24 protein-coding genes and 2 pseudogenes are annotated in these 21,116 nt (G+C 70.5%); 15 read left to right on the top strand and 11 right to left on the bottom strand.

The window, feature by feature from the left end; all coding sequences use genetic code 11:
- Window positions 1-281: 281 nt before the first annotated feature.
- Window positions 282-833, bottom strand: a complete 552-nt coding sequence (locus IE321_RS35480) for a hypothetical protein (protein ID WP_190225930.1) — start codon at window positions 831-833, stop codon at window positions 282-284.
- Window positions 834-1,071: 238 nt separating this feature from the next.
- On the opposite strand from IE321_RS35480, the gene IE321_RS35475 reads away from it, so the two are divergent.
- Window positions 1,072-2,334, top strand: a complete 1,263-nt coding sequence (locus IE321_RS35475; protein ID WP_229916685.1) for a PP2C family protein-serine/threonine phosphatase — start codon at window positions 1,072-1,074, stop codon at window positions 2,332-2,334.
- Between the two features lie 184 nt (window positions 2,335-2,518).
- Here the strand turns inward: IE321_RS35475 and IE321_RS35470 are convergent, their stop codons facing one another.
- A complete protein-coding gene (locus IE321_RS35470) occupies window positions 2,519-3,475 on the bottom strand; it encodes a LysR family transcriptional regulator (protein WP_190225929.1) in 957 nt (318 codons plus the stop codon).
- Window positions 3,476-3,545: 70 nt separating this feature from the next.
- On the opposite strand from IE321_RS35470, the gene IE321_RS35465 reads away from it, so the two are divergent.
- The 5 genes from IE321_RS35465 (at window position 3,546) to IE321_RS35445 (ending at window position 7,487) form a co-directional block, all read left to right on the top strand.
- On the top strand, window positions 3,546-4,490 hold the full coding sequence (locus IE321_RS35465) for an NAD-dependent epimerase/dehydratase family protein (protein ID WP_190225928.1): 945 nt from the start codon (window positions 3,546-3,548) through the stop codon (window positions 4,488-4,490).
- 13 nt (window positions 4,491-4,503) lie between these two features.
- Window positions 4,504-5,400, top strand: coding sequence for an aldo/keto reductase (locus IE321_RS35460; protein ID WP_190225927.1), 897 nt, complete (start codon window positions 4,504-4,506; stop codon window positions 5,398-5,400).
- Between the two features lie 170 nt (window positions 5,401-5,570).
- Window positions 5,571-5,744, top strand: coding sequence for a hypothetical protein (locus IE321_RS35455; protein WP_190225926.1), 174 nt, complete (start codon window positions 5,571-5,573; stop codon window positions 5,742-5,744).
- Window positions 5,729-6,382 (top strand): hypothetical protein, encoded by a 654-nt coding sequence (locus IE321_RS35450; RefSeq protein ID WP_190225925.1) that lies wholly within the window; start codon window positions 5,729-5,731, stop codon window positions 6,380-6,382. The genes IE321_RS35455 and IE321_RS35450 overlap by 16 nt, the downstream gene beginning before the upstream one ends.
- Before the next feature lie 586 nt (window positions 6,383-6,968).
- Entirely contained in the window at window positions 6,969-7,487 is a 519-nt protein-coding gene (locus IE321_RS35445; RefSeq protein WP_190225924.1) for a hypothetical protein, read from the top strand.
- Between the two features lie 92 nt (window positions 7,488-7,579).
- Here IE321_RS35445 and IE321_RS35440 read toward each other — a convergent pair whose 3' ends face one another.
- Window positions 7,580-8,917 (bottom strand): aminotransferase-like domain-containing protein, encoded by a 1,338-nt coding sequence (locus IE321_RS35440; protein ID WP_190225923.1) that lies wholly within the window; start codon window positions 8,915-8,917, stop codon window positions 7,580-7,582.
- A gap of 90 nt (window positions 8,918-9,007) precedes the next feature.
- Between IE321_RS35440 and IE321_RS35435 the strand changes: the two genes are divergently transcribed.
- Entirely contained in the window at window positions 9,008-9,745 is a 738-nt protein-coding gene (locus tag IE321_RS35435) for a DJ-1/PfpI family protein (RefSeq protein WP_190225922.1), read from the top strand.
- Between the two features lie 65 nt (window positions 9,746-9,810).
- Here the strand turns inward: IE321_RS35435 and IE321_RS35430 are convergent, their stop codons facing one another.
- Window positions 9,811-10,218, bottom strand: a complete 408-nt coding sequence (locus IE321_RS35430; protein WP_190225921.1) for a RidA family protein — start codon at window positions 10,216-10,218, stop codon at window positions 9,811-9,813.
- Between the two features lie 141 nt (window positions 10,219-10,359).
- Between IE321_RS35430 and IE321_RS35425 the strand changes: the two genes are divergently transcribed.
- The 4 genes and pseudogenes from IE321_RS35425 to IE321_RS35410 all read left to right on the top strand — a co-directional run.
- Window positions 10,360-10,740, top strand: coding sequence for a winged helix-turn-helix transcriptional regulator (locus IE321_RS35425; protein ID WP_043221669.1), 381 nt, complete (start codon window positions 10,360-10,362; stop codon window positions 10,738-10,740).
- 387 nt (window positions 10,741-11,127) lie between these two features.
- Window positions 11,128-11,724, top strand: coding sequence for a matrixin family metalloprotease (locus IE321_RS35420; RefSeq protein ID WP_190225920.1), 597 nt, complete (start codon window positions 11,128-11,130; stop codon window positions 11,722-11,724).
- 2 nt (window positions 11,725-11,726) lie between these two features.
- Window positions 11,727-12,206: a hypothetical protein gene (locus IE321_RS35415; protein ID WP_190225919.1), complete on the top strand. Its 480-nt coding sequence runs from the start codon at window positions 11,727-11,729 to the stop codon at window positions 12,204-12,206.
- 162 nt (window positions 12,207-12,368) lie between these two features.
- Window positions 12,369-13,139 (top strand): annotated as a pseudogene (locus IE321_RS35410) (hypothetical protein); the annotation flags it as partial.
- A 454-nt stretch (window positions 13,140-13,593) separates the two neighbouring features.
- On the opposite strand, the gene IE321_RS35405 reads toward IE321_RS35410, so the two are convergent.
- From IE321_RS35405 to IE321_RS42465, 7 genes and pseudogenes are all read right to left on the bottom strand, one after another.
- On the bottom strand, window positions 13,594-13,944 hold the full coding sequence (locus IE321_RS35405; protein WP_190225918.1) for a GNAT family N-acetyltransferase: 351 nt from the start codon (window positions 13,942-13,944) through the stop codon (window positions 13,594-13,596).
- A gap of 105 nt (window positions 13,945-14,049) precedes the next feature.
- Entirely contained in the window at window positions 14,050-14,466 is a 417-nt protein-coding gene (locus IE321_RS35400; protein ID WP_190225917.1) for an RNHCP domain-containing protein, read from the bottom strand.
- A gap of 26 nt (window positions 14,467-14,492) precedes the next feature.
- Window positions 14,493-14,858: an RNHCP domain-containing protein gene (locus IE321_RS35395; RefSeq protein ID WP_190225916.1), complete on the bottom strand. Its 366-nt coding sequence runs from the start codon at window positions 14,856-14,858 to the stop codon at window positions 14,493-14,495.
- Between the two features lie 612 nt (window positions 14,859-15,470).
- Complete coding sequence (locus IE321_RS35390; RefSeq protein WP_190225915.1) at window positions 15,471-16,655, bottom strand: IS701 family transposase; 1,185 nt, start codon at window positions 16,653-16,655, stop codon at window positions 15,471-15,473.
- A 99-nt stretch (window positions 16,656-16,754) separates the two neighbouring features.
- A pseudogene (locus IE321_RS35385) lies at window positions 16,755-16,862 on the bottom strand (IS5/IS1182 family transposase); the annotation flags it as partial.
- A 54-nt stretch (window positions 16,863-16,916) separates the two neighbouring features.
- Window positions 16,917-17,321, bottom strand: a complete 405-nt coding sequence (locus IE321_RS35380; protein ID WP_043221675.1) for a RidA family protein — start codon at window positions 17,319-17,321, stop codon at window positions 16,917-16,919.
- A gap of 217 nt (window positions 17,322-17,538) precedes the next feature.
- The gene (locus IE321_RS42465; RefSeq protein ID WP_229916688.1) at window positions 17,539-17,784 is read right to left on the bottom strand and encodes a hypothetical protein; all 246 of its coding nucleotides are present in this window, start codon (window positions 17,782-17,784) and stop codon (window positions 17,539-17,541) included.
- Here IE321_RS42465 and IE321_RS35375 point away from each other — a divergent pair.
- The 4 genes from IE321_RS35375 (at window position 17,672) to IE321_RS35360 (ending at window position 20,816) form a co-directional block, all read left to right on the top strand.
- Entirely contained in the window at window positions 17,672-18,823 is a 1,152-nt protein-coding gene (locus IE321_RS35375) for an MFS transporter (protein WP_229916686.1), read from the top strand. The genes IE321_RS42465 and IE321_RS35375 overlap by 113 nt on opposite strands.
- A gap of 633 nt (window positions 18,824-19,456) precedes the next feature.
- Entirely contained in the window at window positions 19,457-19,852 is a 396-nt protein-coding gene (locus tag IE321_RS35370; RefSeq protein ID WP_190225913.1) for a hypothetical protein, read from the top strand.
- Window positions 19,853-20,107: 255 nt separating this feature from the next.
- Complete coding sequence (locus IE321_RS35365) at window positions 20,108-20,386, top strand: hypothetical protein (RefSeq protein WP_190225912.1); 279 nt, start codon at window positions 20,108-20,110, stop codon at window positions 20,384-20,386.
- Window positions 20,387-20,486: 100 nt separating this feature from the next.
- Window positions 20,487-20,816, top strand: a complete 330-nt coding sequence (locus IE321_RS35360; protein WP_190225911.1) for a hypothetical protein — start codon at window positions 20,487-20,489, stop codon at window positions 20,814-20,816.
- Window positions 20,817-21,116: the final 300 nt, after the last annotated feature.

Raw genomic sequence — 21,116 nt, 5'->3', positions numbered from 1 at the left:
GGGAGCGGATGGGCCGGCCGCGGTCCGGCTCACCGGGGGCCGCGGGGCCCCGTGGGGTCGGCGCGACCGTGGGGCTGCCGACCGGCGGGCGTTCCGCGGTGCCGCCGGCCGGACCGGGCACGGGGCGCCCGTAGCCGGAACGGTTCTGTCCCCTCGGTGTGTCGGGGTGGGCGGGCTCGTGCCCGGGGTGCCGGTCCGTCGGGTCCGGGTGGTCCCGACGGCTCGGTGCCTGGGTCGTACGCTCGGACGTGTCGTGGTGTCGCATCTCTCCTGCCTCCGCGTCAGGACCGGCGGGCGCCGGTCGGCTCGCCGTCGGCGAGCAGGTCGTCGAAGAGGGTGCGGTAGTGCATCATCGCGCCCCTCAGCTGTTCGGTGGAGGCGGACCCGGAGGTGCTCATGGCGTGGACCTCCAGGGCCTCCCTGTACTGCTCCAGTGCGCGGCCGTGTCGTACGGACAGGTCGCGCAGCCGCTGCTCGTACCCCTCGTCGGGGTAACCGCGGTCGCGCATCAGCTCCGCCAGCAGCTCGTCGGCGTCGTGGACCGCGGCCTCGGGCCCGTCCACGAACTCCTCCTGGATGCGCGCCCACCGCAGGGCGTACCGCTTCCGCTCCTCACCGGGCACCGGCCTGATCTCCAGGTCGGCGAAGCGGCGTTCGCGGGCGTCCAGTTCCTGTTCCGCGGCCCGTCTGCTGCCGGTCGCCTCGACGGCCCGTTCGTACTCGGGCCCGAAGCGGTCGCGCAGTCGCATCCGGCGCCGTCGGTGCACCGCCATGCCGGCGACGATCCCGGCGACGACGACCGCGACCACGACCAGGACGATTCCGGTCGACATCGGCTCTCACCCTTTCGCGTTCTCTCGCAGAGTCGGGCTGTCCCGTCCCGGTCCTCCGGGGCCGGGAGTCATGGAGGTCCGCGTGCCCCACGGCCCCGGACGCAAACCGGATGCCCGGTGACGGACCGGGAAGGAGCGGAAGCACCTCCCGGACGGGCCGGGGCGCGGGGCGGGCCGTGGTCCCCGCCGCGGCCCGCCCCGTTCCGGCGCATGATGGGAGGGAGACCGGGTTCGGCCGGTGACCGACGTCGAAGGGCGGGCGGTGCCCGTGGACAGCGATCCCCTGGGCGCGGTCCTGGCCGACGTGCTGGCCTCCTCCCACCGCCTCGCCCCCCGCGCGATACCCCGGCTCGTGGAGGACACGGGACGGCGGCTGGGACTGACCGGTGCCCGCGTCTACGTCGCCGACCTGCAGCAGCACGCCCTGGTCGCGCTCCCGACCCGCGAGCAGGCGCTCCGGCTCGGGGCCGGCGACGGGACCGTGGAGCTGGAGACCGTGCTCGTCGACAATTCGCTCGCCGGACACGCCTATCGCACGGAGACGGCCCAGCTGAGCCGACCGGGCGCCGGCGGCGGCGGTTCCGAGCGGACGGGGTGGATCCCGGTCGTGGACGGCATCGGCCGCATCGGCGTGCTGCGCGTGACCGCGCCAGAGCTCGACCCGCCCCTGCTGCACCGGTGCGAGGCCCTCGCCGGACTGGTCGCCATGATCCTGGCGACCAAACAGCCCTACAGCGACGTCCTGACCCGGACCATGCGCACCCGGCCGATGAGCCTCCAGGCCGAACTGCTGTGGGCGTTCCTGCCCCCGCGCACCATCGGCACGCCGACGGTGACCTCCAGCGCCCTCCTGGAACCCGCGTACGACGTGGGCGGGGACACGTACGACCACAGCCTGGCCGGAGACCTGCTGCACCTGACGCTCCTGGACGCCATGGGGCACGACCTCGCGTCCGGCGGCTGCAGCGCCACGGCGCTGGCCGCCTGCCGCTCCACCCGGCGCGCCGGCGGCAGCCTCGACGACATCGCCGTACAGATCGACCGCACGCTGGAGCAGTGGCTTCCGGAGCGCCTGCTGACCTGCGTCATCGCCGTCCTCGACACCTCCACCGGCCGGCTCGACTGGATCAACTGCGGCCATCCGGCCCCGCTGCTCATCCGTGACCGGCGCATCGTGACCGGCGCGCTCGACCGCCCTCCGCACCCGCCCCTCGGGCTGACCGGCTACGGTCTCCCGCCCCCGCCGGTCCACACGGCGAACCTGGAGCCGGGCGACCGGCTGTTGCTCTTCACCGACGGCGTCACCGACGCCCGCTCCGCCACCGGCGAGCTGTTCGGCGAGGAGCGGCTGGCCGACATCGTCGTCCGCGCCCTGGCCGACGGCCTTCCCGCGCCCGAAGCGCTGCGCCGCCTGATCCAGCAGATCCTCGTGCACCAGAACCAGCGCCTCAACGACGACGCCACCGTCCTCCTCGCCGAATGGCACCCGGAGCGCGGCTGAGCCGTCGGGCCGCGGCGGCGGCGGGCACACGCTGTCGGGAGCGCCTCGGCGTTCGTGGGGGGGGGCGTACGCGCGTGGTGCCGACCTTCGGTCCGGTCGCGAGGGGGCAGCCACCGCTCACATCGGCCAGTGGCAGACCGTCCGTTCGCAGCACGGTGCGTCGTGACACGGGCATGACCGCGCCCTAGTCGAGAGGCGCCCCGCTGCCGGAGTCCGCCGGGCTCGTGTCGGGTCGGTGCCCGTCGTGCCGCTTCGCCTCCTCCCTCAGGGAGTGGAGGAGCGTGGTGACGTGTGGTCGGTCGCGACCGCCGAGGGTGGCGACGCCGATGTGTCGGATCGGGCCCGGCGACGTGATCGGGACGGTGCTCAGTCCCGGGATCCCGGGGGTGAGCGCGATGGAGGGGATCAGGGAGACGCCCATGCCCGCGGCGACGAGGGAGCGGGCGAAGAAGTAGTCGGTGGTGGTCCCCCGGATGTCCGGACTGAAGCCGGCGTGCTCGGCGAAGCGGCGCAGGAACGCCTCGGTCTTCAGGCAGCCGAGCACCCAGGGTTCGGCTGCCAGGTCGGCGAGGTCGAGCGCGTCGTGGTGGGCGAGTCGGTGGCCCTGCGGCAGGACGATGTGCAGGGGGTCTTCCAGGAGCGGGGTCCACGTCAGACGGCCATCGGGGGCGGGGCCGACGGGAAGCGGGCCGTCGAAGTGGTAGGCGAGGGCGAGGTCCACGGCTCCTTGACGGACGAGGGGAAGGGTGTCCTCGGGTTCGCCCTCCCTGACGTGGAGCGCGGTGCGGGGATGGGCTGCCGTGAGCCGGGTGAGGGCGGCGGGGAGCAGGAGCCTCCCGCCGCTGGTGAACGTGGCGATGGTGAGCTGGGTGCGGCCGGTGCTGAGCGCGGAGACCTGCTGCTGTGCGTGTGCCAGCTCCGCGGCGACGGATTCGGCGGCACCGACCATGATCTGCCCCGCCCGGGTGAGGGTGACGCCCCGGGTGCTGCGCGCGACGACCTGCGCGCCGCGGCCGCCGTCCAGGGCGGCCACCTGCTGGGAGACGGCCGAGGGGGTGAGGCGGAGGGACGCGGCCGCCCGGTTGAAGCTGCCGTGCTCCGCCACCGCCCGCAGGACGCGGAGCCGCTGCACATCGATCAACAGTTTTCCTTCATACCTGGTCAGCAAGTGGGCACTTCTGTTGGTGACGATAAGGATCCAGGGTGGGGGCATGCAACGGATCTGCGTCATCGGCGGAAGCCGGTACTTCGGAAAGCTCCTGGTCGAGCGCTTGCGGGCGGCCGACCACCAGGTCACCGTGATCAATCGTGGCTCCGCCCCACCGCCTGCCGGCGTGGAGCACCTCGTCGTCGACCGCGGCGACGAGGCCGCCCTGTCGGCCGCGCTGGAGAGCCGCGACTTCGACGTCGTGGTGGACCAGGTCTGCTACACCCCGGTGCAGGCCGCCATCGCCGCCCGCGCCTTCGCGGGCCGCACCCGTCGCTATGTCATGACCTCCACGATCGAGGTCTACGACCCCGCGACCGCCGCCCTGTCCGCCGTGCCCCCGAGGACGCCGGTGTCGGAGGAGCGGGTGGACCCGGCCCTCTGGAAGGTCGCCATGGATCTTCCCTGGCACGACGACGCCTACCTGGAGGCGCACTACGCCGAGGGGAAGCGGCAGGCGGAGGCGGTGCTCACCCGTGCCGGCGGTTTCGCCTTCGCCGCGGTGCGCAGTGCTCACGTGCTCGGTGGCGGGGCTCGGGAGTTCACCGGTCGGCTCGCGCACTATGCCGGGCGCGTCACCCGGAGCGAGGAGATCACCGTGCACGCGAAGGCGCTGCCCACTGTCTTCATCCACTACGAGGAGTTGGCGGACCTGCTGTCATGGGCGGCCGCGGCCGATTTCACCGGCCCGGTCAACGCCTGCTCCGACGGCCTGATCGACGTCCACGACCTGGTCGGGATCGTCGCCGCGCAGGCCGGCCGTGAAGCCGTCTACCGGACCGTCCCGGCAGGCGAGAAGGCTTCGCCGTTCTCCTTCGACCGCCACTACGCCATGAGTAACGCCCGGGCGAAGGCGCTGGGTTTCTCCTTCTCCCGCACGACCGACTGGCTTCCCGGCGCCGTCGCCGAAGCCCTCGCCCCGTCCGCCACCTCCACCACCACCGACTGAGGACGAGGCCGCCATGCAGGAGCGCACCCTCGCCCGCACCGCTGTCGGCGCCATCGGTCTGGGCGCCATGCCGCTGTCCATCGAGCACCGCCCGGACGAGAAGCGGGCCGTCGCCACCGTCCACGCCGCCCTCGACGCCGGTGTCACCCTCATCGACACCGCCGACAGCTACCACTGGCACGCCGGCGAGGCGGGCCACAACGAGCTGCTCGTCGCCCGCGCCCTGGCGCGCTACGGCGGCGACACCTCCCACGTCCTGGTGGCCACCAAGGGCGGTCGCGGCCGCCCCGGCGACGGCAGCTGGACCGTCAGCGCCGCCCCCGCCCGCCTCAAGAAGGCCGCTGAGGCATCCGCCAGGCGCCTGGGCGTCGACGCCATCGGCCTGTACCAACTGCACAAGCCGGACCCGGCCGTGCCCTGGGCGGAATCCGTCGGCGCGCTGCGGGAGCTTCTCGACGCCGGCACGATCCGTACCGCCGGCGTCTCCAACGTCACCACCGACCAGATCCTCCAGGCCCACCAGATCCTCGGTGACGGACTCGTCTCCGTGCAGAACCGGTACTCCCCCGCCGTCCGCGACAGCGAGCCCGAACTGCGGCTGAGCGAGCGGCTGGGGCTGGCCTTCCTGCCCTGGAGTCCGCTGGGCGGCATCTCCCGCAGTTCCCTCGACGGTCCCTCCGGCCCCGCCTCGGTCGGCACGGCCTTCCACCGCCTCGCCGCCGAGCGCGGCGTCAGCCCCCAGCGGATCGCCCTGGCCTGGCTGCTCGCCCGCTCCCCCGCGGTGATCCCGATACCGGGCGCCAGCCGACCGGCCTCCATCGCCGACTCCGCCGGGGCCGCCGACCTCACGCTGAACGCGCGCGAGCTGAGGGAACTCGAAGCGTCTCCGCCGAACCGGGCCGCACCGTGACCCGATCACGGCGGGCCCCCGGCCGTGGCCGGGGGCCGTTCCCACCGCCTCCCGCGGCCTCTCTTCCCATGAGCGAAGCGCGACCCTGCCCAGGTGGCGGGCGCCCTCGGCGCCCCGTGCCGCGGCGAAAGTCCGTGGCGGCGGGGCATCGGGTCCGGCATCATCCGTGTGTGATCGTGTCGCAACCCGTTCCGGAGGTCCTCGCCGTGGACGACCGCGCGCTCGTGCCGGTCGGCGAGCACGCGTCGTACGGCTGTCCCCACGTGCCGGCACCCGCGGCGACCGTCACGGCCGTCTCGGCGCGGGCCCTGGACCTGGAGCTCTCGCAGTGGCCGCCTTCCTGACCCACCGGGCGCGTGTGCACGACGTCCGGCTCCCCCTCCACCGGCGGCACAGCGCGCTCCGTACCTGCCTCACCGTTTTCGCTCCCTACGGCCTGCGGGCGACCTACCACCACCTCACGCTCAGCGCGGCGATCCCCCGACGGCTGGAGGCGGACCCGGACGCGTTGGGGCGGGCGGTGGAGGAACTGCAGGAGGCGCGGGTGCTGTGGCTCGCGCGGGCGGAGGAGTACGCCGTGCGACGTCGGGCGGAGAAGCGGGCCGGTCGGCGGGCCGTGTCGAGCCCTCGGCCGTGGTGGATGCGGAGCTGGGTGGAGAGCCCGGAGCGTGCGTGGTTCGACGACCCGTCCCGCCACCCGTCGCTGCGACTGCCCGCGTACGTCCGACGGCGGAACGCGCTGCTGGACGGGGCCGATCTGCCGGGCTGCCCGGCCTGCGGGGACGAGAGACAACACGTGCTGAGCTCGACCGGGCACGGCTGGGTCGAGCTGTGCCGCGGGTGCGCGTGGGTGCTGACGCCCTGTCCGTGCGGCGGGAGGCACCGGTTGGTACCGGACACGCCGTTCACCTGGCAAGGGATCTGGCAGCGGGCGCACATGGGCGATGACGGCATGCCGAACCCGCACTGGCCCGTGGGTTAGGCACGCGGACGCGGCACCGCGAACGCCCGGAATACCGAAGGCCGTACACCACGGCGAACCCACGCACGCGACTCGACTCGGCTCGGCTTGGCTCGGCTCGGCTCGGCTCACATGGTCAGGTGCCCGAAGACGCCTGCGATCACGACCCCCACCGCGAGGACGAGGAAGCTGACCACGGTCATGGCGGCGTGCGCGGCGTGGTCCATCGGTTCCGGGGCACCGTCACCGGCACCGGCGCCCTCCTGTCCGCAGGTCCTTCACATCGAGGGGGCCGTCACCCTGGCGGTGCGCCACCTGCTCGTCAAGCGTTTGATCGCCGAGCGGGCGACTGTCAAGATCATCTGATGTATCGACAGGCCGTCTTGTCGACGGTCTGGTGAGCACGGACGACGGGGAGTGCGTCTTGAGGTTTCGCATGGGTTCGAGCGCGGTGCTGATCGTGGCGTTGGCGGCCCTCGCCACCGGCTGTGGAGGCGCCGGCTCCGACACGGGGGCGACGAAGCCTCCCACGAGCGACAGCGCCACGAAGGATTCGGGCTCGGGTTCCGGTTCTGGTTCTGGTTCGGTTTCGGGTTCCGGTGGCACGGTGGTCGACAAGGGAGGCTCCGACACCGTCTTCCGGACCGAGGAGAGGTTCAGGCAGGCACTGCCCGACCCGGCGTCGATGGCCGGGTGGACGCCGCGGAGCGCGAACGCGGAGATCGAGGAAGCGCCCGAACCCGCCGCGAACTGCGGTCAGGACGCGGACTGGTACTGCGCCAGGACCGCGCGCGGCGAGGCGAACTTCGAGGCGGTGGGAGAGGAGGCGCAGTTCGACCTCACGGCCTTCGCGGACAGGAGCGCCGCCCAGGACGCCTGCCGCAAGGAGAAGACCTGGTCGGCCGAGTACACCGAGGCGCAGGTGCCTCCGATCCCCGGCGTGGACAGCCACGCCTACTACCGCAACGCCGGCGGCCTGGACGGCCTCAACCTCTTCATGTGCACGGGCACGGTCGTCGCCCAGGTGTTGCTGGAGGGGGAAGGGAGCTCCCTGGACCCCGCCACCGCCCATTCCCTGGCCCAGCTCTTCGCCTCCCGGATTCACAAGGCCGCGGCGGCGCGATGACGGACGCGGAGCCGAACCGACGGATCGGCGTCCGCTGACGTCGGTCGGTGACCGCGAAGCGGTCCCCGACGACCACCGCGCACACTCCGGGGTCAGGCGTGGGCGTCCTCGACGACGACCCGGCCCACCGTGCGCAGCGTCGAACGGAGACTGTCCAGATCTGTGGAGCCCAGGGCGAGGCGGAGCGCCTGGGGGGTGTGCGTCGAGGTCGTGAACGGCTCCGCCGTGCTGACCGAGATGTTCCGGCGCGCGAGGGTCGCGGTCAGGCGGTCGGCACGTGCGCCGTCGGGCAGGGGCAGCCAGGTGAAGTACGAGGAGGGGTGGCCGATGAGCGGAAGGCCTGCCAACTCCTGTCTGACGAGCGCCTGGCGTGCCCGCGCGTCGTCCCGTTTCCGCGCTTCCAGCTGGTCCACGGTACCGTCGTCGAGCCAGTGGCAGGCGATGGCGGTGGTGAGGGCGGGGGTGTTCCAGGTGGTCGCCCGGATGGCGCGTTCGAGCGCGGGCACCAGGGGTGACGGGGCGAGGACGAAGCCGACCCGCAGGCCGGTGGCGACGCTCTTGGACAGCCCCGAGACGTAGACGGTGATGTCCGGTGCGGTGGCCGCCAGAGGCGGTGGAGGGTCCTCGACCAGATAGGCGTACGACGCGTCCTCGATGATGAGCGCACCGTGCCGTCGGGCGATCTCGACGAGGCGGGTGCGGTCGGTTGCCGGCATGACCCAGCCGAGCGGGTTGTGCAGGGTGGGCATGGTGTAGATCGCGCCCACGGGGCGGCCGGCGCACAGCCTGTCCAGTGCGTCGAGATCCGGACCGCCGGCGGTGGTGGGGATCGGCTCCAGGTCGAGACCGAAGGCGTGCGCGATCACCTTGAAACCCGGGTAGGTGAGGGCGTCGACCGCGACGACGTCGCCGGCGTTCAGCGTCGCCATGAGGGTGATGGCCAGGCCGTGCTGGGCACCGCCCGCGATGAGGATCCGGTCCGCGTCGGCCGTGATCCCCCGGCGCCGGAGGTGCCGGGCGACGGAGGACCGGTCCTGGGGGCGGCCGCGGTGCGGCTGGTAGCGCAGCAGCGAGTCGAGGTCACCGGACGTGGCGACCTCTCGCAGGGCCTGCCGCAGGAGGTCGGCCTGGCCGGGCAGCGACGGGTAGTTGAACGTGAGGTCGACCGCGTCCGTGGCGACGGCCTGCTGATCGATGCCGTGTCCGGGGGCGACGGCGATGTCGCGTACGAACGTCCCGCGGCCCTGTTCCCGGCTCACCAGGCCCATCGCTTCCAGCTCGGCGTACACCCGGGTCGCGGTCACCACGGCGATGCCCTCACGGGCGGCGAGTCCGCGGTGGGTCGGCAGTCTCGCCCCCGGGGCGAGACGCCCGGTCCGGATGTCGGACGCGAACGCGTCGACCAGCTTCTTGTATCGCGGGGCCGCCATGCGCCGGATTGTATCCATGACAATTCTTTGACTGTCCTGCTCGCGGCTCCTTACGGTCGAGCCCACTGTCATCCGGGAAGGGAAGCCGTCGTGCACATCGCCATCCTCACCTTCGAGGGCTACAACGAACTCGACTCCCTGATCGCACTCGGCGTGCTCAACCGCGTCACGACCGACGGCTGGCGCGTGACCCTCGCGACCCCCGGCCCCCGGGTGACGTCGATGAACGGGGTGGTCATCGAGCAGATGTCCACTCTCGAAGACGCCTGCGCCGCCGACGCCGTCATCGTGGGCAGCGGCATCGCCACCCGCGAGGTCACCGAAGATCCGGCGATCATGAACGTCCTGCGGGGCCTGGATCCCTCGCGCCAGCTCATCGCGGCCCAGTGCTCCGGCGCGCTCGTGCTGGCCAGGCTCGGCCTCCTCGACTCCGTCCCCGCCTGCACCGACCTCATCACCAAGCCATGGGTCGTCGCCGCAGGCGTCGAGGTCCTCCAGCAGCCGTTCTACGCCGAGGGCAACATCGCCACCGCCGGCGGCTGCCTGGCCTCGCACTACCTCGCGGCCTGGATCATCGCCCGCCTCAAGGACCGCGACGCCGCCACGGACGCGCTGCACTACGTCGCCCCGGTCGGCGAGAAGCAGGAGTACGTCGACCGCGCCTGGCGCAACATCGCCCCCTACCTGCCGGCTCCCGCACCGGCACACAGTGACCTCGACCGGTCGATCCGCGCCCGGGAGGACCGCGCTCGGGAGTTCAAGGGTCGGGAGATCGACGGCCGCAGCCTGCCGGGCGCCACCGCGGAACAGCCGCACCTCATCTCCTGAGAACCCGGGCACGCCGTTCCTTCAGGCCGCCGCCCCTGAGCTACGGACTCGGGAGGGGACACCGCTCACTCAAGGACCGCCACGGCCTCCACCTCCACCAGCAGGCGGGGGTCGGCCAGCGCCGCGACGCCGATGCCGGTGAGCGGCGGGGCGGGCAGGGGCCCGAGCCTCGCTGCCGCCCGTGCGACGCCTTCGACGAACAGGGGCATCTTGTCGGGCGCCCAGTCGACGGCGTAGACGGTCAGCTTCGCGACCTGGCCGAAGGAGGCTCCGACTTCGGCGAGAGCCGCGGCGACGTTGAGATAGCACTGTTCCACCTGCGCGGCGAGGTCCCCCTCACCGACCAGCACCCCGTCGGCGTCCCAGGCGACCTGTCCGGCGACGAAGACGAGTCTCGACCCCGTCGCCACCGCCGCCTGCCGGTAGAGGTCCACCTTCACCAGTCCCGCCGGATCCACCAGATCGATGGCCATGTCCGTTCCCTTCCGTAGCGAGGACCTGCGGTCGGGCTTCCGCCGCAGCGGGTGGCCCGTGGTCCCTTGTGGTGACTCGGTAACCGTAGGAGAGTGTGGGCTGACGCGGAAGAACGCACTTTCTGGTGAGAGAGGAACCTCATGGTGACCAAGCAGGTCAACGACGCCCATGACGACGCGGACCTGAGGCGTGCGGACTCCCTGGCGCGCGAGATCTTCTCGGACGTCGCCAACAAGTGGGCGCTGCTGATCATCGAGGCATTGGGCGAGCGGACCCTGCGCTTCACACAACTGCGCGACACCGTCGAGGGCATCAGCCACAAGATGCTCACCCAGAACCTGCGCATGCTGGAACGCAACGGCCTCGTGGTGCGCACCGTCCACCCCACCGTGCCACCCCGGGTCGAGTACTCCCTCACGGAGCCCGGCCGAGCCCTCCGCGAAACCGTGGACGTCATGTGCGAGTGGACCCAGCGGCATCTCGGCCACATCGAGGCGGCACGCCACCGCTTCGACGCCTGACCGCCTCCCGCAACCGGACCCGAGCCCCGCATCCCGCCACGCGCGGGCGCGTCACCCGGCCGTCGACCGCGGCGGGCACCCCACCCCGCGTCAGCTCCGAGCGTCCCCGACGGGCCTGCCGCGAGCCTCGGTTCGGGCTCACCGCACACGGACCTCCGCGCCTTTTCGGAGGCGAAGGCCTGTTCCGGCCGTCCTGATGGACAGCGTACGGAGGGGCCGATCCGCGCACTCGAGTGAGACGCCCGTTTCCCGCGAGGAGAGTCAGCAGGGCGCGAGGGGCGCGCCGGGGAGGCGAGGGGAGCGCGTCGGCGGGCATGGTGGCGTTCAGCTCCTTCGACGGGCGGGATCACGCCCGCGATCGATCACGGAGCGCTATCGTCCGGTTATATGAGAACGAACGCCTTGGCTCTGGCGGCCGCTTCGGCGGCCGCTGTTCTCCTGGCGGTGCCGGCCCCCGCGAGTGCCTACCGGGCCGCCGCCCAGGCGTACCTGTGCGAGGAGGACGGCAAGCGGGACTCACGTGGCTTCTCGTCCGTGGACGGCACCGAACTCGCGTGGGACGACGACTCCAGGTTCGATGACGCGCGCAAGCACGCGGTCAAGGCGTGGACAGCGGGCTCGCTCAAGCAGGTCAGGATCAAGCCCGACGGGGCGACGAGCTATGCCGATCTGGAGTGGAAGGACACCCGCCAGACCGCCAACGGCCTGCATCTCGTCTACGGCCGGTGGGACCCGAACACGGGGACGGACTACGTGTGGTTCAACAGGGCCTACCTGGACGACGGGAGGAAAATCGGCGCGGACGTGCACCGCAGGCGCGTGGCCGCCCACGAACTCGGGCACGCTCTCGGGTTCTGCCACAAGCCCTACAACGGCTTGTATCCGTCCCTGATGTGGGCGGAGTACTCGCACTTCGCGGACAAGGGCATCAACGGCCCCACCGAACAGACCGACATCAAGGCCTATCACGCACTGTGGGGATGATCATGAACAAGAGGACCATGGCTTTCGCGGGCGGTGCGGCCGGGGCGCTGGCGCTGGGCGGCCGGCTCGGCTACGAGCATCTGGAGGGTCAGGTCGGCCCGGGGCACCTGTTGCGCGGCTACGACGCCACGAGCCCGGCCGGGACGGCTCCGCATGCCGAGGACGTCTTCACGGGGCGCGTGACCGAGTCCGAAGGGCGGCGCGACATCGAGCACTGGACGACGGACGTCTACCGGGTCGACGTGATGTCGGTGCTCCGAGGGGACGTGCAGGACACGGTGCGCGTCACGTACACGCCGGACGACGAGACGGCGCAACGGCTGCCGGACGGGGCGACGTACGTCTTCGCCACCCGGCCGCGACAAGGCAGTGCCGTCGAGGACGGTCACTCCCTGCTCTTCCATGGCGAGATGAAGCCGGTGGACGAGGCGCAGTTGACCGCATGGAAGGAGGCGGTGACGCTGCCGGCCGCGCCGGAGTAGCGGGGGCGCGAGGGGCGCCGTCTCTCCGTTGTCGTGTCACGAGCGGTCGGACGCCATCTGTTCGAACCTCTCGGCCCGTTCTTGCAGCAGGATGGGAGGACAGTGGATCTGCGTGGTGCAGTGCAGGTCCTGATCATCCGACAGCAGGGAGCGCTCCTTCTGATGACCGCACAGTCCTCGTGCCCCGAGCACCGCAGTCCCGAGCACACGTCACGCAGCAGTGTCTTGCCGTTCAAGTCTCCACTCGTCAAAGCGGTCTTCAGGGATGTGACCCCGATGCACGTCTCACGGTCGGCCGCCTGGGCAGCCGCGTCGGTGACGCGGACGGTGCTGGCGGAGATCATCGACGGCGCGAGGAGAGCGGCGGCGGAGGAAGGACGGACGAAGCTGACTCCCGCGGACCTCATCTCGGCGATCGAACGCAACGTCGAGGTGGAGGTGGGCGCCTCGTGGTACCAGCACAGCCCGACGTTCAAGGGCCTGACCGGTGTCGTACGCGACGCCGAAGGCGTCGTTGTCGTTCCCCCTCGGCGCAGCAGGTCGCGCAAACCGAGTGCCGTGGTCGGCGCCCACAGGTTCGAGGCCGGGATCAAGAGGCTGCTGTCGAGCCGCGGAGTGACCGCCGTCCCCGCGATGGTCCGTGACCTGGACGGAATAGCGAGCGCGTTCTTGACGGATCTCGCCCGGGACGCGGCCATGGTCGTCCGCGAGGGCGGGGTGAAACGCTTCGGCTCGGTCACCTTGGGGATGCCGGGCGAACCGGCCACACCCCTGCCCCTCGACGACTCGCTCCGATCCCTGTCCGTCCGTACCGGGGCCAAGCGGACCATCGACGGCGACGATGTCCTGGCCGCCACCACGATCCAATTGTTCGGCGACATCAGACAGCAGGCCCTCGCGCAGGCCCGTGAGGCGACCCGGCACACCGCGGCTGCCCGCATGATCGCCTCGACCACCGCCGCCTCCCCCGACGCCTCCTCCCCCGTCACCTCCTCCTCACCCGTTCCTCCGGACCTGCCGAAGGAGATGGTTTCCAGGAACTCCGGCGGTATGACCTCCCAGGTGGTCTGACCGCCTCCGGAGTGACGGCGCTCAGGGCGCCGGTGGCGACCCGAGCCGTGGACGCGACCACGGGCAGAACCGCACCGATGCGCCGCGGACGGGGCCGTCGCTGAAGGCCGTACGTTCCGCGGCGATTCCCTGCGTGACGTGCTGCCCTTCGCCGTGGTCCTCACCCACGCTCAGCCGGTTCGCTTTCTCCGGGGACCCCGATCGCTGAGCGGTGGGCAGGGGAACGGACACGCCGGGCGAGGCGACCGGGACCGGCTCCCGCCCCGCGCTGCATGGCGAAGCCTCAGGTCGGAGACCTGAGGCTTCGCTGGTGCGGCTATTCCGACTGGTTGGCGGTGGTGGCGTCGACCATCGGCTCGCCGAAGGCCATGTCACCGGACGGGATGGGGCCGGCGTCGAGCGACAGAACCGTCTCGTCTTCGTCAGGTGCGACGGAGACCGGGGTCGGGGCCGGCACCGGAGCAGCGCCTGTGCCGGCGCGGGCGAAGAGGGTGTGCGCGATGACCGTGCCGGTCTCGTCCTCGGCGACGAGGAGGCCGCCGGGTGTCAGGCCGCCGTCGGCGCGCAGGGCGTCGACGTGGTCGGCGCCCTCGGCGGAGCCGAAGGCGACGGTGACGTCCTCGCGCACGCGGTCGGTGCCGTGGAGGGCCTCGGTCCTGATCTTCACAGTGGGGACGTTCCGTTTCTCTGCTCGTTGGGGCCGTGCTCGAAGAGGGGGCCGAGGGGTGGGAGGCGGCTGCGGACCCTCCCCGGCCGGGGGCACCGCACCGGGTCACAGAGCGAGGAGGGCGCGGCCGGCGGTCCTGGGGTCGGCGAGGGGTCTCAGGACCAGGCGGACCAGGGCGAGCGGGTTGTCGTCGCCCGCAATGCGGTTGGCGGAGAGTTCGCCGCAGGTCGCGCACTGGTGGATGATCAGCCACTCGCCGTCGTTGCGGACGGACATGCCCAAGGCCTCCATCCGGCCCCGGCAGTCCGCGTCGCGATCGCCCGGGATCTTCCGGTCCACGTGCAGGCTCGCCAGACAGTTCGGGCAGTGATTGCGGTGCGCGGTGCCGGGAGCGTCCAGCGACACGTCGAGCCGGCAGGAGACGCACCGGAAGTCGCTTGCCCGGTGTCCGCCCTGGGTGTGCAGGACGTCCTTGTGCCGCTGCGGGCGACGCTGACGGCGGTTGTTGTTGTTGCGTGACACAGCCGTGTTCCTTTCCTGTCGCGCGATCAGAGGGTTCCGAACGCTTCGAGCGGGAAAGGCGGTTGGGCCAGCGGGCGGACCGCCATGCGCATCAGGATGAGCTGGTTGTCGTCCGTGCAGACGGGGTTGGAGGTGAGCTCGTCGCAACGCACGCAGCGGTGGATCACCCTCCAGTCACCGGTGCGGAGCACGGCGATGGCGATCGGTGACATCCGACCCTCACACTCGCTAGGCCCGCCCTCGACGTGGTCGAGGACGTGCCGGGAGTGCAGGCAGGACGGGCAGTGGTTGCGCGGCGCGCCGTCGGCGGCGTACGCGGACACGGTCAGACCGCACCACGCGCAGGCGAAGGTGCTGAGGCTGAGGGTGTTGTTGTTGGTGTGGTTGGACACCCGGGTGCTCCTTGCTGGGAAGTGGTCAAAGCAGCAAGAGCAGGCCGAGCGGCCTCGTCAGAGGGCAGCCCGTGGACGCCGAAGAACGGCGCATGGGCAGGTCAGAACACCGGAGAGCACGTCCGGCAGCCGCCCGGAGAGACGGGCAGCAGAAGGAGACGGACGGTTACGCAGTGTGGCGAGGCGCACTCGGCGCGAGCCGGGACATCAAAACACCCTCTTCTAGGGCACACGGGCCCACAACGAATCAGAACGACCGCTTGAGGCTAACAGGGCGCCTCGCGGGGCCGCCAACACATTTTCGGCTCCCCCGCCCGCTCGGGCATGCCCCGGTGGCGCCTGTTCTGCGGCCGGGGGCGACGAGATGACGCGGGGCCCGATTTCCTGGACCCCGCCGCGGAGGCGCGACGCACGACGCCGATCCCCCGCGTCGCCATGCTGCGTCCTAGTACTGCAACGGTGTTTGGTCTGATGGTTGGGCAGGTTCGGGTGGTGTGTGGCCGCGTTGTTTGTAGTGGCTGATGCGGGCTTGGTGTTGTCGTCGGCGTCGCCAGGTCGACCAGTGCAGGACGTGGTCGACCGAGACCGGCCGACGGTGGGTGAGGCGGTGGATCAGGCGTCTGAGCTCGGGAAGACTGAGGGGGACGAGGTCGGAGGATCCGTTTCTGCTTTGCCGGTGTCGAGTTCGCGGGCCCGCAGGACGGTCAGGCATGCGTGGGCGGCCATGGCCAGGGTCATGTGGCGGTGCCAGCCGGGGTAGCGGCGGACCTGGTAGTCGTCCAGGCCGCACTCCTGCTTCGCACTCTGGAAGCACTCCTCGACCGCCCAGCGAGCCCCGGCGACACAGATCAGCTGGTCAAGTGTGGTGTCGGCGGGGCAGTAGGCGATGTAGTAGGAGATCTCGTCGGGTCTGCGGACGCTGCGGCGGGCGATCACCCAGTGTCGCCGGTCCTCCCGGTGCCAGGGACGGACCTCGACCCTGGCCCAGTCGAAGACGCGAGGTCCGTGGGCCCCGTTGCCGCAGGAGCGGCGTTTCCACTTCTGCCGCGGCAGATCGTGGAACAGGTCGTGAACCGGATGGTCCAGGGCCCAGCGGGTCACGACGGTGTCGTGACGGGTGGTGGCCATGACGTGGAAGACATCGGCCCGCTCCAGCTCGGACCGCCAGCTTTTCGAGTAGCCGTAGCCGGCGTCCGCGGTCACCCAGCCGAACGGGATCTTCTCCTCGATCGCCCGGCGGACCATCGCCCTCGCCATCACGACCTTCGTCTCGAAGACAACCTCGTCGTCGATACCGGCCCGCCGGCAGCGTTCACGTTCGTCGGTCCAGGAGGCGGACAGGTAGAGACGCCGGTCGATCAGGGTGCGGCCGCGGCCGGTGGCATAGGCGAGGAACACGCCGACCTGGCAGTTCTCCGTCCGGCCGGCCGTGCCGGAGTACTGCCGCTGAACCCCGGCCGACCGGACCCCTTTCTTCAGGAAGCCGGTGTCGTCCACGATCAGCACCGCACCTGGGTCTCCGAGGTGCTGGACGACGTACTCGCGCACGTCGTCCAGCACCTCTTCCGCGTCCCAGTCGATCCGGTTCAGGAGCCGGTGGAGCCGGTCCGGGCCCGCGTGCCCGGCCTCCTCGGCAAGCGTCCAGCCGTTCTTCCGCTCCAGCGGAGCGATCAGTCCCCGCATATACGCAAGCGCCGACTCGCGCGGCTCCGACCTGGCAAAACGGTGCACGAACCGCTCGTGCAGAGCCTTCAGTTCACCCGTCCACGACCGGGCATCAGCAAGTTCCCCACCCATGAACACGCCAACGAACGACCTGGCCACCAGTCACGGCAAACACCGTTGCAGTACTAGGTGGGACATCGGACGCCCCTCACCAGCCGGCGAACGCGCGGTCAGCGTCGCGGAGCTCTGGGCGGAGAGGGGGCGCCACCACCGGGAGCCGATCGGGCGGCGGTACCGCCGCAACTGCCGCGCGAGGAAGCGGAGGGCGGAACTGGACACGTCGAGACCCGACGGGTAGGCAAGAGGCCGAAGGGATCAGGCCGGCCTCCTCACCTACGGCTTCACATCGAGACGCACGAGCGCGCCGATCTCCACAAGTTGGTCCGGCAGTGCCAAATCGGAAACGCCCATGACCGTGCTGGCGGGCCGGTGCTCCCCGAAGTACTCGGCGTGGAGGCGTGCTGTCGTGTCGAAGTTCTCCCGCAGGTTCCTCACCAGAACCGTGGTCTCCGCTATCTGGCTACGCTCGGCTCCGAACTGCCTCAGCACCAGGTCCAGATTCTCCAGCGTGGTGCGGACCTGCAGTTCGAAGTCGCCGACACCCACGAAGTTGCCGTGACGGTCATGAGACAGCTGTCCCGACACATAAACCGTGTCACCGACCTGAGCGGCCTGGCTGTACCCGTACAACGACTCCCACGGCATGCCGAACCCGAATGCCTTCAGCTGAGAACTCATCCATCACTCCCTTGATACAGCGCGCGGGACCGTAGTTGCAGGCAGGCCCCTTGCATGGAGACGTTACGGGTCCGCACAAGCGATGCTTGTCCGGAAGTGCCGTCCGAGTGTTCTCTGCGCGCACAGAATTGGCTGCAGTGGGCTCCTCCAGGCGCCGGCGTGGGGCCGATGGTTGGCGTCGGAAACCTGCCAGAAGATGGTGCCCGTTCCTGCTGGACTAGAGGTCACACTCTCCATGTGTTGCCTCACTCAGGACGGTTTTCGTGTCCACATCCACCACCCCCTCTGTCGAATCCGCCGCATCGCCGGAGCGCTCGACTTTCATCTCCTGGTTAGCGGTCTTTTCGATCATGCTGGGGATCTTCTCCATCGTCACGACCGAAATTCTTCCGATCGGCCTCCTCACGTCGATCGGCTCGAGTTTCGCCGTTTCGGACGGAATGGCCGGTCTGATGATGACCATGCCAGGACTACTCGCCGCGGTCTCGGCACCTGTGGTCACGGTGGCCACGGGACATGTCGACCGGCGGGTCATGCTGGGCGTGTTCCTCCTTCTCCTGTCGTCGGCCAACTTCCTGGCAGCCGTCGCATCGAGCTATTCGCTGGTCCTGATCTCCCGCGTCATGGTGGGCGTCACCATCGGCGGCTTCTGGTCCATCGGGGCCGGGCTCGCCCGTCAGCTCGTTCCCGCGAAGTCCGTGGGCCGCGCGACTTCGGTGATCTTCTCGGCGGTGCCTCTCGGCTCCGTACTCGGCGTACCGCTGGGCACGTTCATCGGCGACGTAGCGGGCTGGAGAACGGCGTTCCTGGCCGTGGGCGGCTTCACGCTGGCCGTCCTCGTACTGCTCCTCGCCGTCGTCCCGCCCCTCCCTTCCGACCGGGCGACGCGCCTCGACGTCCTCGGCGGCATGCTCCGAAGCGTCGGCACCCGCTTCGCGCTGCTCATGACCGTCCTCGTCGTGCTCGCCCACTTCGGCACGTACACGTACGTCACTCCGTTCCTGGAGCAGGTGACCCACGTCGGTTCGGGTGCTCTCACGATCTACCTGCTGATCTACGGTGCGGCGGGCATCGCCGGCAACTTCCTTGGCGGGTCCGCGGTGGGCCGCCATCCACGGTCCACCTTCGCCGCGGCGGCGGCGATGATCGCCGCCGCGACCCTTCTGCTCCCCGTCCTGGGACGGTCGGACGCCGGCGCGCTGGTACTGCTGGTCGTCTGGGGAGTCGCCTACGGTGCCGTCCCGGTCTGCTCCCAGACGTGGTTCTCCAAGGCCGCCCCCGACTCCCCCGAGGCGTCCTCGGTCCTCTTCACCGCCTCCTTCCAGGCCACCCTCTCCATCGGCGCCCTGGCAGGAGGAGCCGTCCTCGACCGTTCCTCGCCCTCCACTGTGATGGCCCTGGGCGGACTGACGGCCGCCCTGATGGTCGCCGTGGTCTGGGCCCACTGGGCGGGGAGGTTCGCATGGCCGAAGTCCGCCCAGGAGTTGTCCGGCCGGCCATGATCCCGATTGCTGAGACCTGGGGGACCGCGGCTCGTTCGTGAGGTTCTCGGCCGGAGGGGAGATTGCCGACGTCATCGCGGAAGTACAGCTGCCGACCCGTCGGATCTTCCTTTCCACGCCGAGGGTCGGCCGGCACAAGGTGTCACTCCGGGCACGTAACACGGCGGGCATGGCCCAGCTGTGGATGAAGGCGCCGCCGCCGGCTTGTCGCCGGGGGTGGCGATCTCCTGTCCGAGGCCGCCTCGCGGCAAGAAGTACGTATGGGAGGCGTCGGTCCGCAGATTGGCCTTGACGGTACGGCGGTGGGTGATCGTCTCCTCGGCAACGACCGCCAACTGGGCGGCGAGGAGGTGACGGAGGGCGGCGGCGACGAGAACCGGGCGGCGCGGCAGCGGACAGGAACACGCTCGCCCTCCTTGGCGGGAGCGCCGAACTGGTGCGGACGCCTACCGGTGACCGGGCCCGGACCGGCGTGATCGCCCGAGGTGGCGTTGTTCGAAAGAGAGCGGGTTCCGGAACTGCTCGACCGCGACGGCACTCGCCGGTCTCCCGTCCCCTCAGCATCCGCGCCGGGCGTTGCCGCCCTCCGTGACCTCACTCACGGTTGCGGAAGGCGGGTGCGATCATGCAGGCGTGAATTATCTCGGCGACGCGCGCCTGCACACCTGGACCTTGCGCCTCACAGCCCTCTTGGCAGCCGACGCTCAGGATCAACTCGCCTGGCTGGGTGAGCGTGAGGTGGAGACGAAGGACGTCGTTGAAGAGATGGAGCTCCTTTGTCGCGTCTCCGAGGGCCTCGCGGAGCGCGGAGTCTTCGCGCCGGAGGAGCTGCGTGATCTACGGGCCGTGGGCTGTCGCCTCGGCGAGATCGACGCCACCCGCCGCGTCGGCCCCTGGGGCAACGCCCTGTCCACCGACCCGTCGTGGGACGAGATTCGCTCACTCGCCCGCCGGTTTCTCCTCACGAAGCTGGGCGATTGGCGTCAGCCACTGCCCCGTCCCGTGCGCCCGCACACCGGCGGCCACTGAGATCCGGGCCGCCCATGCGACTCTGACGCGCTGCTCGGGGTGCCGTGTACCGCCTGCCGGACCTCGACAGCCGTGTCGCGGCTGAAAGCTCAAGCAGCGTGCGGAGTCTCGGCGCGCTCCGAGGCCCCGAGGCCGTGGGCATCCGCTGTTCGTTCTGGGGCTCTGGTCTACCATCCACGGAGGCCCAGGGAAAGTGCTGTCTGTGGTGTGTGCTGGAATGGCCGGACTCTGCCGTTGATCTCCCGGGAGACCGTCGTGACGTCTTCGCATCCGTCCCTGACTCGCGCCTTGGCCGAGGCCTTGGTCGATGTCCTGTGTTTCATCGACGGCAGCGAAGACGAGCAGATGGATCAGGATGACGCGGTGAAGGTCTTGGAGGGCGTCGCCCACGTGGTCACCACACTGCCGAGTGATCAACAGCGGGAGCTGATCGCCCTGCTCGGAGAGATGGCAGCTGCCGAGACCGACCCCGTTCGCCGTGAGTTCCTGGAGGAGTTCCCGGAGGACTTCGGGCTCATCGACGATCCGTCCTGAAGGAGTTCGGCTTACCGCGCAGGGCCGGCGGCACCGTGCCACGGCGGTTGGCCCTCCGCCCGGACTCATCACTGCGCACTCGACGATGGTGGATGGCGGCATGACGAGACGCAGCAGGAAGAAGAAGGAGAAGGAGCGTCCCGCCTGGGGCGTTCCGACGGGGATCGTTCTGTTGGCGACGCCGGAGGGCTGGCGCACCAGTGTTCTCACCGAAAGGGGAATGCTCTGCGGGCGGCTGGACGTGCCGATCTACACCGACCCGCACGACGCGCGGGACGCGGCGGCGGTGATGGTGACGGAACTCGCGCGCGACTTCCACGCCACCTATGTGGAAGTGAGCTGGAATCCGCCCCGGGAGCCGTGGTCATGGACCGCCCAAGTCACCCTGGCCGCCGAAATCCAACCACTGTCACCGGACGCTGAAGGCTGAACGGCGAGCTTGTCGGTGAGCCAGCCTCCACAGCGAATACCGCGGGAACGCTCCTCGCGAGCGCCGCGCCTGCCCCTCATGCCTCATGCCTCATGCCTCATGCCTCATGCCTCATGCCTCATGCCGACGGCAGAATCGGCTCAGCACCTTCGGATCGAAGACGTGGGGGCGCAGCGTCGGCTTGGATTCAAAGATGACGACGCGTGAACTCGCCCTGCACACACCCGGCCGCGTCGTGGACCGTGACACGGCTGCCGGCCTCGGGGCCCTCTGCCGTACGGGGCAGAGGGCCCCGAGGCC

The organism is Streptomyces hydrogenans (assembly GCF_014656075.1).
Lineage (GTDB): Bacteria > Actinomycetota > Actinomycetes > Streptomycetales > Streptomycetaceae > Streptomyces > Streptomyces hydrogenans.
This window is presented reverse-complemented; position numbering and strand designations above follow the sequence as displayed.

Coding starts and splice junctions, on each gene's coding strand:
- IE321_RS35480 (WP_190225930.1), bottom strand. CDS start 833: ATGTCGACCGGAATCGTCCTGGTCGTGGTCGCGGTCGTCGTCGCCGGG.
- IE321_RS35390 (WP_190225915.1), bottom strand. CDS start 16,655: ATGGGTGGGGAACTTGCTGATGCCCGGTCGTGGACGGGTGAACTGAAG.
- IE321_RS35360 (WP_190225911.1), top strand. CDS start 20,487: ATGACGAGACGCAGCAGGAAGAAGAAGGAGAAGGAGCGTCCCGCCTGG.
- IE321_RS35425 (WP_043221669.1), top strand. CDS start 10,360: ATGGTGACCAAGCAGGTCAACGACGCCCATGACGACGCGGACCTGAGG.
- IE321_RS35420 (WP_190225920.1), top strand. CDS start 11,128: ATGAGAACGAACGCCTTGGCTCTGGCGGCCGCTTCGGCGGCCGCTGTT.
- IE321_RS35380 (WP_043221675.1), bottom strand. CDS start 17,321: ATGAGTTCTCAGCTGAAGGCATTCGGGTTCGGCATGCCGTGGGAGTCG.
- IE321_RS35440 (WP_190225923.1), bottom strand. CDS start 8,917: ATGGCGGCCCCGCGATACAAGAAGCTGGTCGACGCGTTCGCGTCCGAC.
- IE321_RS35460 (WP_190225927.1), top strand. CDS start 4,504: ATGCAGGAGCGCACCCTCGCCCGCACCGCTGTCGGCGCCATCGGTCTG.
- IE321_RS35415 (WP_190225919.1), top strand. CDS start 11,727: ATGAACAAGAGGACCATGGCTTTCGCGGGCGGTGCGGCCGGGGCGCTG.
- IE321_RS35430 (WP_190225921.1), bottom strand. CDS start 10,218: ATGGCCATCGATCTGGTGGATCCGGCGGGACTGGTGAAGGTGGACCTC.
- IE321_RS35375 (WP_229916686.1), top strand. CDS start 17,672: ATGCTGGGGATCTTCTCCATCGTCACGACCGAAATTCTTCCGATCGGC.
- IE321_RS35465 (WP_190225928.1), top strand. CDS start 3,546: ATGCAACGGATCTGCGTCATCGGCGGAAGCCGGTACTTCGGAAAGCTC.
- IE321_RS42465 (WP_229916688.1), bottom strand. CDS start 17,784: ATGGTCATCATCAGACCGGCCATTCCGTCCGAAACGGCGAAACTCGAG.